The organism is Citromicrobium bathyomarinum, assembly GCF_038594485.1.
GTDB classification, from domain to species: Bacteria; Pseudomonadota; Alphaproteobacteria; order Sphingomonadales; family Sphingomonadaceae; genus Alteriqipengyuania; species Alteriqipengyuania bathyomarina_A.
Window position 1 is genome coordinate 590,790 of record NZ_JBCFZG010000004.1, and the last position, 14,179, is coordinate 604,968.

The 14,179-nt window shown below is 64.2% G+C and carries 8 protein-coding genes; 2 read left to right on the plus strand and 6 right to left on the minus strand.

Annotated elements, in window-relative coordinates; translation table 11 throughout:
- Window positions 1–399 carry a DUF934 domain-containing protein gene (locus tag AAG591_RS08535; RefSeq protein WP_342530726.1) on the plus strand — a complete coding sequence of 133 codons (399 nt, stop codon included), beginning with the start codon at window positions 1–3 and terminating at the stop codon, window positions 397–399.
- Window positions 400–418: 19 nt separating this feature from the next.
- Here AAG591_RS08535 and AAG591_RS08540 read toward each other — a convergent pair whose 3' ends face one another.
- From AAG591_RS08540 to AAG591_RS08555, 4 genes are all read right to left on the minus strand, one after another.
- Complete coding sequence (locus AAG591_RS08540; RefSeq protein WP_342530727.1) at window positions 419–2,743, minus strand: glycoside hydrolase family 3 protein; 2,325 nt, start codon at window positions 2,741–2,743, stop codon at window positions 419–421.
- 147 nt (window positions 2,744–2,890) lie between these two features.
- The gene (locus AAG591_RS08545) at window positions 2,891–4,084 is read right to left on the minus strand and encodes an MFS transporter (RefSeq protein WP_342530728.1); all 1,194 of its coding nucleotides are present in this window, start codon (window positions 4,082–4,084) and stop codon (window positions 2,891–2,893) included.
- Window positions 4,074–5,132 (minus strand): LacI family DNA-binding transcriptional regulator, encoded by a 1,059-nt coding sequence (locus tag AAG591_RS08550; RefSeq protein WP_342530729.1) that lies wholly within the window; start codon window positions 5,130–5,132, stop codon window positions 4,074–4,076. The genes AAG591_RS08545 and AAG591_RS08550 overlap by 11 nt, the downstream gene beginning before the upstream one ends.
- A gap of 135 nt (window positions 5,133–5,267) precedes the next feature.
- Window positions 5,268–8,579, minus strand: coding sequence for a TonB-dependent receptor (locus AAG591_RS08555; RefSeq protein ID WP_342530730.1), 3,312 nt, complete (start codon window positions 8,577–8,579; stop codon window positions 5,268–5,270).
- A gap of 163 nt (window positions 8,580–8,742) precedes the next feature.
- Here AAG591_RS08555 and AAG591_RS08560 point away from each other — a divergent pair, with 163 nt between their 5' ends.
- Window positions 8,743–10,254 carry a tryptophan halogenase family protein gene (locus AAG591_RS08560; protein WP_342530732.1) on the plus strand — a complete coding sequence of 504 codons (1,512 nt, stop codon included), beginning with the start codon at window positions 8,743–8,745 and terminating at the stop codon, window positions 10,252–10,254.
- Window positions 10,255–10,260: 6 nt separating this feature from the next.
- Here AAG591_RS08560 and AAG591_RS08565 read toward each other — a convergent pair whose 3' ends face one another.
- Complete coding sequence (locus AAG591_RS08565) at window positions 10,261–11,697, minus strand: AMP nucleosidase (RefSeq protein ID WP_342530733.1); 1,437 nt, start codon at window positions 11,695–11,697, stop codon at window positions 10,261–10,263.
- Window positions 11,698–11,772: 75 nt separating this feature from the next.
- The gene (locus AAG591_RS08570; RefSeq protein WP_342530734.1) at window positions 11,773–13,941 is read right to left on the minus strand and encodes a hypothetical protein; all 2,169 of its coding nucleotides are present in this window, start codon (window positions 13,939–13,941) and stop codon (window positions 11,773–11,775) included.
- Window positions 13,942–14,179 lie beyond the last annotated feature (238 nt).

The following is a 14,179-nucleotide window of genomic DNA, read 5'->3' on the forward strand; positions in this document are numbered from 1 at the left end:
ATGCCCGTGGTCACACCCGATGGTTTTCGTGCCTCCGGCAATATTGCCTATGTCCCGGCCGAGGCGCTTCCCCCCGGTTCGGATCTGGCAGTCGACATGCCGAACGATGCCGACCCGCGCGACCTTGTGGAGCGCTTCGCCGACATCGCGACGATTCGCATCGCCTTTCCCGCATTCGGCGATGGGCGCGGGTTCAGTCTGGCTCGGCAGCTGCGCGACCTCGGTTACAAGGGCCATCTGCGAGCGGGCGGCAATCTGATCAGCGATCAGTACCGCCACGCGCGGCAATCGGGCTTCGACGATGTCGAGATCGACGACGCTCTGGCCGAACGCCAGCCCGAGGAACAATGGATCGTTCGCGAGCAGCGCTCCTACCGGGAGAAGCTCGCCGCGCGGTGACGCGACGAGTCCATCCCCGTCAGAAAGAGCACTGCGCCCCTTCGGGCATATCCTGCCGGGCGATCCGTGCGATCTGGATCGTCATCGGCGCGGCGGAGGTAATGGCAATCCGGTCGCCGAGGTCGGGTGCGCAATCCTCAGTAATGATCATCTCGCGCCATCCCTTGCCCGCGCTCAAGGCAAGGTTGCGGGTGATATCGATCCGGTCGTCGCCGACGGTCAGGGTAACCTTGCCGGCGGGCTGGTCGGCGAGATTGTAAAGAATGCGGTAGTCGCCCGATCCGCTGCCCGATTGCGCTAGCGAAAGCGTCGCACCGGGGCCGAAGGTGATCTCGCGCGCATCCTCCTGCCGATCCTTGTCGAAACCGCGTGCGACGATACCGCCGCCTTGGCCGACAAGATTGGGCAGGCGCGTTTCGCCGCCCAGCGCGGTAATGCCGCCGCCAAGCCGCCCGAGGTCGTACCATGCGGTCGCGCGCCCCTCGCTAACGTATCCGCACTTTTCGGACAGCGTGGGAACGGCGCGCTTATCCGTCAGGCTGAGGCCGTAGCCGACGTTGAACAGTGCCCCGCCCGGGCCGTTGACCGGCGCTCCGCCGCAGTCCGCGGGCCAGCTGAAGGAGAGGCGACCGGTCGTGTCGCGCTTGCCGAAAAGGATGTCGGAAACGCCCGCCCCTTCGCTGCCGGGCAGCCACGATGCGACGAAGGCGTCGGCGGCGTTGAGTTCGCGGTTCATCCACATCGGACGCCCCGAGAGGAACACCGCAACCGTCGGTACACCGGCGGCCTTGTATTTGCGCAGAAGGTCGAGCCCTTCGGTGTCGTCGAACACCATCGTCTTCCGGTCGCCGACGAATTCCGCGTAGGGTTCTTCGCCGAAGACCACGATGGCGGCATCGTAACCGCTCGGATCGATCGCGCCATCTGGCGAGAGTGTGGCACTGCCGCCCGCCGCCTTCGCTTCATCCGAGAGTGCGCGGTAGATCGAGGTGGCATTGGGGAAGTAGCTGTTGTCCAGTTCCCCGCCGCCCTGCCAGGTGAGCGTCCAGCCGCCGGCAGCCTTGGCGATGTCGTCCGCCGCGCTGCCGGCGACGAGCAGCCGCGCGCCGCGCTTCAGCGGCAGCACGCCGTCGTTCTTCAGCAGTACCTGCGATTTCGCCACCGCTTCGCGGGCGATTGCACGGTGTGCGGGCGAACCGAGCTGGGCAAAGTCGCCGCCGTCGCCGCGTGCGGAAGGCTTCTTCGCATCGCTATCGAGCAGGCCGAGACGCAGCTTCAGGCGCAGCACCCGTCCGACGGCTTCGTCGAGCCGCGCCATCGGGATCGTCCCGTCCTCCACCTGAGCGACGAGATTTTCGAGCAGCGCCTTCCAGTCGTCGGGCACCATGTAGATGTCGAGCCCGGCGAGCAGCGCCTGCGGGCAGTCGGAGACGGTGCAGCCATCGATCTGACCGTGCGCGTTCCAGTCGCCCACCACGACCCCCTTGAACCCCATCTCGTCGCGCAGAACGCCGGTCAGAAGATCGCGGTTGCCGTGCATCTTCACCCCGTTGATCGAGTTGAAGCTGGCCATGACGACTTCCACCCCGGCGTCGATCGCAGCAGGGTAGGGCACGGCATGAATGGCTTTGAGGGCTTCGATATCGCCGTTGACGTCGCCCTGGTCGACGCCCTGCGAGGTGCCCCCATCTGCGAAGAAGTGCTTGGCGGTGGCGGCCACATGGCCGGTGCCGAGGTAATCCTTCCGGCCAGGAATGCCCTGCAGGCCTTCCACCAATGCGGCGCCCAGCGGAGCGACGATTGTCGGATCCTCGGAATAGCTTTCGTAAGTGCGCCCCCAGCGATCGTCGCGCGCGACCGCGACTGTGGGGGAAAAGTTCCAGTCGATCCCGGTTGCCTGGATTTCGGCTCCGGTCGCGGCACCGATCCGGCGCACCAGATCGGCATCGCGGGTCGCGCCAAGGCCGATATTGTGGGGGAAGATCGTCGCGCCGGGGACGTTGGTGTGCCCGTGGACGGCGTCGGTCCCCCAGATGGCGGGAATGACGGGTTCGCCATCGGGCAATGGTGCGGTTGAGGCGGCCCACATCTCATCGGCGAGAGCAAGCCATCGGTCTGCCGGCGCGAACTCATCGCCGTATGGCCCGCCATTGCCGCCGTTGAGATAGCTGCCGAAGCGATATCGCTTCATATCCTCGGCGGTGAAGCTGTTGATCTGCGGCTGGATCAGCTGCGCGACCTTGCGCTCCACGCTCATGCGCGAAAGGATGTCGGCGACGCGTGCAGCTTCGCTCTGCGTCTTGTCATCTGCGATTGTCGCGGGGCCGCTGGTTTCGAGCGGCACGTGGCTGCAACCAGCGATTCCTGCCGTGCAGGCAAGCAGGGCCAAAAGCTGCCTAAGCCCGGTCCGTGGCGTCATTTCCTCAATCCCATGCGTTTCTTGTGAACGTTATCAATTTGGATTGCATGGGGCTGGCTCAATTGCAAGCCGCTAAGTCGGGCGCGAGAGCGAGGCGACCAGCATGGCCGCCAGTCCGGCGCATGCGGCGAGCGCGACGAACAGTCCGGAAAACCCGAAGGCGGGAACCAGGCCGATGGCGAGCCACGGCATCACCAGCGACGGACTGGTATTGGTCAGGTTGAAAATACCGAGATCGCGCGCGCGGTTTTTCGCCCGGGGCAGAATGCGCAGCGTCTGCCCGGTGTGGAGCGACAGGAAGGTCGAGGCGGCGATCCCGAACACCACATAACCCGCGATCGCGCTGGTCAGCGAATTCGACATCGCCATGAGGACCAGCCCGACTGCGGAGATCGCGGCGCCGATCGTCAGCGGCAGGAATGGCCGACCGTAGCGATCGGCGAGGTGGCCCGTCAGCAGTGCCAGAGGAACAGATGCGACCAGGATGACACTGAAAATCCGTGCCACGTTGGCATCGGTCATCGCGGGATCGACCGACCGAAACCAGAAGTAGAGAAACGCGAACAACGCCGCTTCGGATATCTGGATCAGCAGGCGGGCGAGCCACATGCGCACGACCATGTTCGCAGGGCTCCTGGAAGGCTCTTTCTTCGGAGCGGGTTCGTCGCGCATCAGTTCGGGGAAGGGGCGCGGCGCACCTGCGAGGACCGCTGGCAGAACGCAGGCGGCGACCAGCATGGCGACCAGCCACAGGCGGCCCTGAGCATCGGCGAGGTCCGGCAGGGTGACCAGCGAAGCGCTCAACGCGCCTGCCGCGGGAGCGAAGGCTAGCAGGCCGCCGAGCAGCCCCTTCTGCCGGTCCGGTATGGTATCCCCCGCCCATGCGCCGAGAGCGGAAAGCATCATGTTCAGCCCCATCTGCCACAATACCAGCCAGGCGATCAGCCACACGATGTCGGTGATGTAGGCAAACCCGACGAGAAGCACGCAGGACCACAGGAGTCCGCCGATGATCCACGGTCGCCGCACGGCGCTGCGATCGCTCAGCCAGCCGAAGAAGATATTGGCCGCGCTCGCCGCCAACGCCCCCGCGAAGGTCGCGTATGCGAGCCAGGTCACGTCGCTGTCGCCAGCCATTCCGGTGACCTGGATCGGCAGCAGAATAGTGAGAAAGGGGACGTAGGCTATCGCTCCGCCGGCTACGGCCAACGCGTAGAGCAGCAGGAAGCGGGTGGTCTGTCGGCGATCTGCCGGGTCAGCCGCCATCGGGCGCCAGCGCGGTCGATCCGCGTTCGATCAGCCTGGCTTCGATTACCTCGGTCTCCGTAGGAAGCTCTTCGCCACGATTGGCGGCGATCAGCAGCTCTACGGCACGCGAAGCGGTCGCCGCGATCGGCTGATCTATGGCGGTCAGCGGAGGCTGGCAGAAGATCGTCATCGGCGTGTTGTCGAAGCTGACGACCGAAAGGTCAAACGGAACCGCCAGACTCCGCTCCGCTGCCACATCGAGCGTGGCCATCGCCATCTGGTCGTTGCTGGCGATGATCGCTGTCGGGCGCTCCTTGTTGCCCAGCAGCTTCGCCGCGGCCGTCATTCCCGTTTCGTAGCTGAAGTCACCGCCTTCGCGAAGCCCCGCGGTCGGCAGCCCGGCGCGCTGCATGGCCGTGCGCCACCCCGCTTCGCGCCAGGCGCTGAGCTGGTATTCGGGCGATCCTGCGATGAAGCCGATCCGTCGATGGCCGAGGTCGATCAGGTGCTGCGTCGCCAGCCGTGCAGCGCCCTCGTCGTCCATGACCAGCGAAACGCCCGCACCCTCGCTCCCCGCGCCGATCCTTGCGAACGCAACGCCGCGCTTTTCCAGCAGGCCCGTTATCAGCGGATTTTCGGAGTGGGGCGGGGTGAGAATGACCCCATCGGGCTGGAGCGCCACCAGCGCGGCATTCAGTTCGCGCTCGACATGGTCGGAATGCGTATCGACCAGCTCGATGATCATCCGATAGCCGGATTCAGCGCATTTGAGCATCCCGCCCAGCAGCATCTGGTCGACCCAGTCCGCCCCCTGCCGCGCCTTCCAGTCGGCAATCGTGCGGTCGCGATCATTCAGGGCCATGATCAGGTAGGAACGCGATCCGCTCATCCGGCGGGCCGCGATCGAGGGAATGTATCCAAGCTTGTCGATCGACTTCTCGACCCGCTCTTTCATCTCGGGGCGGACATTGGGCTCTTCGTTGATGACCCGGCTGACAGTCTGCAGGCTTACACCCGCATCCGCCGCCACATGCTTTATCGTTACCGCCTGGCGCCGTCTCGCCATTTTGAAACCAGTCTCCTGCGTCGGAAGTCGCTACCGTCGCTCGGCGGGGAATGCCACCCCGCCGCGCGGACAATCATGCAAAACGGGCCCATGCCTGCTGGCACGGGCCCGTTTTTTCAATCCCGCCGCCTCTCGTCAGAACTTGAAGCGGGCGATCAGGGTATAGCGGCGATCGTTACGGAACGCGGAGCGGGTGATCCGCGTGCCATCGTAATCGACCACCTGCGACGTCTCGGTAATCTCGTCGAGCAGGTTCACGCCCTGCACCCCGATCTTCATGAACTTCGTAACGTCGTAGAAGATCGAAGCGTCGAGCTGCCCGCCCGCTTCCTGCCAGATCGGCGAGAACGGGAAGATGTCGTCGCGCGGAGTGATCAGGAATTCCGACCGCCAGTTATACGCCGCACGCATCGCCAGCGGACCCTTTTCGTAGAACAGGGTCGCATTGATCGTGTGTTCGGAGATCCCGGCGAGCGGCTGCGAGAAGGTGAACGGCCCGCCGTTAAGCGGGGCCGCGCCACTCGCGACCGAAGGGGAACCGATCGACGAAAGGTTCGGGTTACGGAAGTCGCCGCCGTCGATGTAGGTGTAGGTCAGCTGGCTGCCGAGACCCGACAGAACGCCCGGCAGGAAATCGTAGGTCTGCTGGTAGGCGAGCTCGAACCCTTTTAGCGTGCCGCCGAGGTCGTTGGCAGGGCCGGTGATGATCACATCCTGCGAAACCCCGCTTGGGGTGGTGTAATTCACCACGCCAGTGCCGGTCGTGACGATCCCTTTGATATCCTTGGCGAAGATCGCACCAGTCAGCGAGCCGACCCGGTCGAAATACCATTCGACCGAGAGATCGTAGTTCCACGATTCGGTCGGCAACAGGTTACGGTTGCCGGTCGAGATCGCCAGCAGCGGACCGTCGTTGACCCGGCCACTGAAGCCGAGCACGCCGCCTGCGCTGAACAGCTGCAGATCGGGGCGCGAGATGCCCTTGGACACAGCACCGCGAATGACAACGCCGTTGCCGGTGTCGAGGCGGACGTTGAACGCGGGCAGCCAGTGATCGAATTTGATCTGGCGATCGTCGGGAATTGCCTCGCCCGTGAACAGCGAAGCGAATTCATCCAGTCGTGCGCCAGTCAGGTCGCAATAGCGACGTTCCTGCCCGACAGGCAGCGGGGTGGCGCACACCCCGGCGATTTCGGAAACCTGCACGACCCCGTCGCCATTGCCGCCTGCCGACGGATCGTCGAACTGGCCCGGTTGCGGCAGGCCAACAAGGGAGGAGGTGTCGAGCCGCGTCTCGACATAGCGCAGCCCGAGGTTGCCCGCGAGCGACCAGCCATTGTCGAAGTCCTTGCCGAAATCGACGCGTGCATAGGCCGCTGCGGTGATCTCCTGGACTTGCGAGATTTCCTGCGGACAGAAGGGATCGCAGGCGGTCACTTCGCCGGTCACCGGGTTGGTGTAGGTGCGGCCGTTGACCCCCAGGGTGTAGCGGTTGGGCGACTGGCTGAAGGTGCCGATCTCGTCCCACTGCTGATCGGTCACGCCGTTCAGGTATTCCTGCAGGAAGTCGTCACCGCCGTAGAAATAGGCCGACCCGTTGGGGATCGGCGTTGCCACCTGGCCACGCTGGAAGTTGTCACCGAACGGCGAACGGAGCTGCGTGTAGCCGGGGAAGTCGTCCACATAGGCACCGCCGCCGATCGCGAATTCCTGACCAGGCAGGCCGGTGTAGAAGCGACCCGGCACGAACGGGCAACCCGGCCCTTCGCCCCACGGAGCGCAGCCTGCACGGCCTGCCCACGGGGCGGAAAGGTTGCCCCAGGTGCTGAAGTTGGTGTTGCGCGTCGTCCGGTCGCGCGCCGCCCAGCGGGCACCGAAGCGGGCTTTACGCAGGAAGCCTTCGTCGCTGAGGTCGTATTCCAGATCGCCCTTGATGCTGAGCAGATCGCCTTCGTTCTTCTCGCGGCTATCGAGGCCGAACCAGTAGTAGGTGTAGAAGCCGGAGGAGAAGTAATCGTCCGGCGCGCCGATCGGGGCGAGGAAGTTCACGTTGGGCGTATCGCCGCTCAGATCGAGGTCGATATCGGCCCAGGTGCTCATCGCGCCGAACACCGAATCGCGCCGCAGCGTGGAGGTGATGTACTGCGCTTCGACATTGCCGCGGAAACGATCGCTGAAGTTCATTTCAACGTCGTACGAAATGTCCTGCGTCACGCTCTTGGTGTCGCGCAGGAAGCGAAGCGAATCGAGCGGGATACCGCCCCAGCCGAACGGGTTGGCGTAGGCATCGCCAACATTGTCGGTCAGGATGCCGCGGACGAAACGACCGTTGCTGTCGAATTCCCACGGTCCGTCCGCGCGCTGTTCGGGTGACGAGGTGCCATCGTCCATCCGGCCCAGCAGGGCGAATTCTTCGGTGAAGAAGCTGGTTTCGGAACGCAGGTATTCCACCGTCATCCGCAGATCGCCGTCGAGCGTCTCGAACTGGCCGACGGCGGAGATCGCTTCGCGGTCGCGGTCGAGATCGGTGGTGCGGACACCGGCATACTGCGGGACCAGCACCGAACCTGCGGGCGGGAAGTTGCTCTCGTCGTAGTTCGGCGTCGCGCCGAAGCCGCCGGAATTCACATCGAATACGCGCAGGCAGCCGCCCGTAAGGCTGGCGTCGCGATAGCACGGGTCCGCCACCTGCGAGGCGTCGGTACGGCTCTTCAGCTTCGAATAGGAATAGGCCACCTGCAGGCCGAAGGTGCCACCCGCGGTATCGAAGGTATCGGAGGCGAGGATGTTGACCGTCGGCGACCACTCTTCGCGCAGATCGCCGTAGTTGCCTTCGATCGATCCGGCGATGTTGAGGCCCGGATTGTCGAGCGGCTTGCGCGTGACAAGGTTCACGATGCCGGCGATCGCACCCTCGGTCATGTCCGCAGTGACGTTCTTGAACACTTCGACCCGGCCGAGCAGCTCGGGCGAGACATCGTTGAACGAGAGCACGGTGCCGCCCGTAGCGGAGAAGATGTCGCGTCCGTTCAGTTCGGAGCGCACATAGGGAAGGCCGCGGATGATGACGCCGGTCCCTTCGACCGAGAAGCGGTCGGGGTCGGAAGCCTTTTCGAAGCGGCCGATGTTGACGCCGGGAACGCGCTGCAGCGATTCGGCCACCGAGCGGTCGGGTAGCGCGCCGATGTCTTCGGCGGTAATCGCGTCAACCACGGTGTCGGCGTTGCGCTTGATGTTCTGTGCGCTCTCGAGCGAGGCGCGGTAGCCGCTGACGATGATCACGTTCTCATCGTCGCTCGCGGTGCCGTCTTCCAGCTGCTCGTCTTCGCCATTGGCATCCTGCGCGAAGGCGGGTTGTGCCATGCAGGCAAGCGCGAGGCTCGACGCGCTGCCGAGAACGAGGGCGCGCCAGGCGGTGCGCGGCGCAAAAGCTTGCGATGTCTTCAAAATAACCTCCCCAAGAGTCGAATGCCGGATTTTTATCCGGTTCATCGACTGCCCCTATATGCGCCATTGTGATCGTTCACAAGAAAAAATGAACGTTCACAATTGACCCGCTGTCGCGTTCCGGCCCATCAATAGATAAAGGTGAGAAAAGAGGGTGTTCGGGATGGCTATCGAGAGGATCGTGATTGTCGGCGGGGGAACTGCGGGGTGGATGACCGCAGCGGCTCTCTCGCGCCTGGCGGAAAAGCGCACCGTCGCGATCACGCTGATCGAATCCGAGGCGATCGGTACGGTGGGCGTTGGCGAGGCGACGATCCCGCCCATTGTGGAATTCAACCAGCTGCTCGGCATCGACGAGCGCGAGATGATGGCAGCCACGCAGGCGACCTTCAAGCTGGGCATCCAGTTCGCCAACTGGGGGCAGGTGGGGGAGAGCTATTTCCACCCCTTCGGCACTTACGGCTATCATATGGGAGGGATCGCCTTTCACCAGGTGTGGCACCGCATGCGCAGCGAGGGCGAGCGGCGCCCGCTGCAAATCTTCAACCTGGAAACGGTCGCCGCGCATTTCGGACGCTTCTCGCGCACGCAGGATTTCCAGCGCGACGACCTGCCGACGATGAATTACGCCTATCATATCGACGCGACACGCTATGCCGCGTTCCTGCGCGGCTATTCGGAGAAACGCGGCGTTGTCCGGAGAGAGGGCAAGGTCGTCGACACCACGCTCGATCCCGAAAGTGGCTTTGTATCATCCGTAACGATGGACGACGGCACCGTTGTGGAGGGCGATCTGTTCATCGACTGCTCGGGCTTTCGCGGGTTGCTGATCGAACAGGCGCTGGAGACCGGATACGACGACTGGCGGCACTACCTGCCGTGCGACCGCGCCGTCGCCCTTCCGTGCGAGCGTGAGGACGGAAGCGGCCCGGCCCCTTTCACCAAGGCGACCGCGCACAGCGCAGGCTGGCAATGGTGCGTCCCCCTGCAAAGCCGCAACGGCAACGGCCACGTCTATTGCAGCGAATACATGTCCGACGACGAGGCGCACGATATCCTGGTAGGTAACCTTGCGGGCAAGCCGGGTGCGGAGCCGAACTTCCTCCGGTTCGTCACCGGACGGCGCAAGAAGGCCTGGAACCGCAACGTGATCGCCATCGGGCTGTCGTCCGGTTTCATGGAGCCGCTTGAATCGACTTCGATCCATCTGATCAATTCCGGTATCAACCGGCTGGTCGCGATCCTCTCGCTCGATGGCGTCACCCAGAACCAGCAGGACACGTACAACCGGCTGACCGACAAGGAATATCGGCGTATTCGCGATTTCCTGATCCTGCACTACAACGCCACCGCGCGCGACGATTCACCCTTTTGGGACTATGTGCGCACGATGGAAGTGCCCGAGACGCTGACCGAGAAGATCGAGCTGTTCAAAGCCAATGGCCAGATCTTCCGCGAGGAAGACGAGCTGTTCAACGAAACCAGCTGGGCCGCGGTGATGCTGGGGCAGGGCATCCATATGGACGGGCACGGCCCGATCGCCGCGTCGATGGTCGTCCCCGAACTGAAGGGGGAACTGGACGAGATGGAGAAATCGGTCCGCTTCGCCGTCCAGCAAATGCCTTCGCACGCCGACTATGTCGCGCGCTACTGCCCGGCGCGCGTGCCAGCCTGAGCCGCCTTATCTGAAAGGCGGCTCGTTGAACGCGCGCAGCTTCCGGCTGTGCAGGCTGGGGCCTTCCTCGCGCAGGTGGCGGCACGCGGCGATGCCGATCTGCAGGTGCGCGGCGATCGCTTCTTCGTAGAAGGTGTTCGCCTGCTTGGGCAGCTTGATCTCGCCATGCAGCGGCTTGTCAGACACGCATAGCAGCGTGCCGTAAGGCACCCGGAAGCGGAAGCCCTGTGCGGCGATGGTGGCGCTTTCCATGTCGATGGCGACCGCGCGGCTGAGCGAAAAGCGCTTGGCCGACAAGGCGTAGCGCAGTTCCCAGTTGCGATCGTCGGTCGTCACCACGGTGCCGGTGCGCAGCCGCTGTTTGAGGTCGCTGCCCTGCCTGCCCGAGACCTCTTCGGACGCCGCGGCCAGAGCTTGCTGCACTTCGGCAATGGCGGGCAGCGGAATCTCCGGCGGCAGCACGGGATCGAGCACGTGATCGTCGCGCAGATAGGCATGCGCCAGCACATAGTCGCCGATCTTCTGGCTCGGTCGCAGCCCGCCGCAGTGGCCGATCATCAGCCATGCTTCGGGACGCAACACTGCAAGGTGATCGCAAATGGTTTTCGCATTGCTCGGCCCGACGCCGATGTTGACCAGCGTGATGCCATCGCCGTTCTCGCCCATCATATGATAGGCGGGCATCTGGTGCCGGCGCCATGCCGCGTCGGAAAGCAGCGACTTTGCGTCGTCGGTCGGCTCGGTCAGGTAGAGCCCGCCGGGGCCGGAAAGAGCGGCGCAGCCATCCTCGCCCAGCCGCGCGCCTGCCCAGTCGACGAATTCATCGACGTAGCGGTGGTAGTTGGTGAACAGCACGAAGCGCTGGAAGTGCTCGGGGTCGGTGCCCGTATAATGCGCCAGCCGTGCAAGGCTGAAATCGGTCCGCAGTCCGTCGAACAGCGATAGCGGGATCTGCTGGTCGGGATCCTCGATCTCGATCCCGTCGGCCAGCTCGTCACCGATATCGGCAAGGTCGGTGTGCGGGAAGTGGCGCGAAAGCTCCTGCGGACTGATGCCGTGGAGCTGGGCCGTCGCTTCCCCGTCGAGCACGTAGGGGAAAGGGATTTCCTGTTCCGAAGGCTGGACGTCGAGCCGGATCGGATAGTCGCTCTCGATCAGTTCGAGTTGCGAGCGCAGGTAGGCGCGGAACAGGCTCGGCCGGGTCACTGTGGTGGAGTACACACCCTCACGGTTCAGCCGCCCAAACGCGCGACTACGCCGGCTTTCCGGCTCGGTGCCATCGTAGTGGAGCAGCAGGCGCGGATAGGAATAGCGCCCGGCGCGTGCACTCGCGACGGGCAACGCTCCGTCCTTGGCGAAAGTGAGAATGTCGGACCGCAACCGCTCTACGGCTGCGTCGTATTGGGATTCCAGCGCGTCGAGCGCTTCGTCGATGGTCATCATGCGGATGTCTCGTCGTTCGCGCGAGCGCCGTTGTCAAAGACAAATGCCCTCGAAATGCGAAGATCATGCGTCCGATCATGCAGCGAGCCGTGGATCGGGCGGCAAAGTCGTGCGGCTGCTATGCCGTGCCATCGGCGCTGCCGCAGTCAGTGGAGCGATCGCAGGTCGCCATTCGTTGAACTCGCGCACGGTCTCGGCAAGGGTGAATGGCGGGATGCGCCGATCCTTGCAGATGGTATCCGCCAGAGCCTGACCCTCAGCGCCCAGCCGACTGCGCATCAGCCGCAGCCGCCGTGGACGGATCAGGCCCCGCTCCACCAGCAGGTCTTCCAGTCGCCGGTAGGGCGCGCGCAACTGGCGGCGGATATTGCGGCCCGTCCCCTCCAGGATCGGTCCATCCATGAGGCTGACCGCGATCGCCTGTTCGATCGCCATTTCCTGCGCGGTGCCGGCAAAACGGATCGCGTAGGCGATTTCGCTCAGCGGGGCGGTGCGGAAGTGAGGGCGGTGAACGCCCGCGCGTTGCAGCGCCGCCCTGAGCGCGCGCCATTCGCGCGCGGAGTAATCCTCTCCCACATAGACATCGATGCCGCCATCCTCGGCGCGCTGCGCAAAGGCGCAGAAGCGTTCCGCCGCGTGTCGCGACAGGAAGACCGATGCATAGCTGTCGAGCGGGCCGTCGAGATGTCCGAATTCGATGCCGAGCTTCTCACCCAGAGCGCGCGCGATGGCCGCCCCGTCGACAAGCCGCAGGTCTTGCAATGCAAGCAGGAGGTTACGGCCGGTGCGCCGGGAATAGCCGTGCGCAATCTTCGCCTCGTCCTTCGACATCGCGCCGGAGCGGACCAGAATATCGGTCAGCCTGGGCGTGGCTGCAAAGACCGAGTGTGTCGCCGCAGGGCTTCCGGTGAGCGCCACACCGGTGCGATCCGCCTTTTGTTGTGGGCGGGAAGCGAGCACGACGGCACGCGCGGTGATCAGGCATGAAGCCGCGAGGTTGAGCGGCAGCAGTGCTGCGTTCCGCAGGCCCCGCGTGCGCGCAGTCTGCACCAGCCGCTCTATCAATGCGGCACCCAGCAACGCTGCATCTATGGCCAGCAGGGCTAACACCCAGGGCGATTCGATCAAGGCAGGGATGCTCTCGAACCCGGGGGTCAGACGGCCTGCCAGCAGCAGGGCTCCGGCTGCCAGTCCGGCGAGAACAGCGCAGGCAAGCGTCGCGGCGACAGCGACGATCCGGCGATCGCGATAGTTGAAGTAGTGGGTCCATAGGCTGCCATGCGCGCTGCCGATCGGACGCCAGCCTGACAATGCGGTAGCCGAAAGGCGCTGCGCCCGGTCTTGCACCGCATCGCGAAGGGCGCGGGGGGACAATTCCTCGACCGCGATGACCGCTTTGTCATCGTCGCGCTGCCACACGAATGTCGCGAGGTAGCCGCGCTCGCCGAGACGCTGGACGGCATCGAAGACGGGGCTCTCGCTGCGGCAATCGAAGACATCGCCATGCAGCTTGAGCGCCCAGATTGCGTCGCGCCGCAAAGCCACACCTGTCTGCCGCACGGGTACGTTCCGGACCACGCGCGCGCGCAGCACGGTTTCGCGCGCACGGTGCTCTCCCAGATCGTCGAACCCGGCGCCGCCCGTCATCGACATCGAATCACGCGGGTTGGTGAGTACGGGCAGCTGCACCACACTGGCGAATTCGCAGTGCCAGTTGGCGAGCTTGAGCGAGAGCGGGTGGACAATCGATTCCGGCCCTTGCAGAAAATAGGTGCGGAAATCGACGTCGTGCAGATGTTCGAACTGGCGTACCGAAGCGAGCAATGCGTTGAGCGCGTGCGCCTGGGACTGCGCCTCATGCTCTTCGAACAGGCAAAGCTGCACCCTGCTGTCGATCCGTGCTTCGCGCCGGATGGCTGCTACGGCCTGCGTGTCGATCGACCGCGCACCGACGAAGATCGTGTAGTTCTCGTATTCGAGGGTGCGCTTGATCCGCGCGAGCATGGTGCCGGCCAGAGGCGCGGACTGGGTGATGGGGATCAGGATCGCGGTGCAGTCTTCCTGCTTGCGGCGCAGCATCTCTACCGTGGGTTCCGATCCGCGCCGGCGCCAGCCCTGAATATCCGCAATAAGTTTGATGGCGAGATTTTCCAATCCCAGCACAAGGATCGCGATCGCGATCAGCGTCACCACGCGGCCGAGTATGCTCCAGCTGTCCCAGAGCAAGAGAACTGCGTTCGTCATCGTTCGTGTACCTTTTGCCAATCTTCCGCGATCGGTGGTGCACGCCGGTTTCTGTCTGCTGGATTAAGGCGCAAATGTGTCAAGATGCGATGAACCGTTATCCACCGTCGATGAATCGACGTATATCAGGCGAGTCGCGTCTCAAATTGAGGCAGCAATATGGCGAGTGAAAAAGTTTGAAAAAGCCTCTCCGTCGGTCGCCGGCATGCGGCCGCAAGCGTGCCTGGCCTCCAGACGA

What these genes read in the sequence shown, in the direction of transcription:
- AAG591_RS08535 (WP_342530726.1), top strand. Translation starts at nt 1, where the DNA reads ATGCCCGTGGTCACACCCGATGGTTTTCGTGCCTCCGGCAATATTGCC.
- AAG591_RS08545 (WP_342530728.1), bottom strand. Translation starts at nt 4,084, where the DNA reads ATGGCGGCTGACCCGGCAGATCGCCGACAGACCACCCGCTTCCTGCTG.
- AAG591_RS08550 (WP_342530729.1), bottom strand. Translation starts at nt 5,132, where the DNA reads ATGGCGAGACGGCGCCAGGCGGTAACGATAAAGCATGTGGCGGCGGAT.
- AAG591_RS08560 (WP_342530732.1), top strand. Translation starts at nt 8,743, where the DNA reads ATGGCTATCGAGAGGATCGTGATTGTCGGCGGGGGAACTGCGGGGTGG.
- AAG591_RS08565 (WP_342530733.1), bottom strand. Translation starts at nt 11,697, where the DNA reads ATGATGACCATCGACGAAGCGCTCGACGCGCTGGAATCCCAATACGAC.
- AAG591_RS08570 (WP_342530734.1), bottom strand. Translation starts at nt 13,941, where the DNA reads ATGACGAACGCAGTTCTCTTGCTCTGGGACAGCTGGAGCATACTCGGC.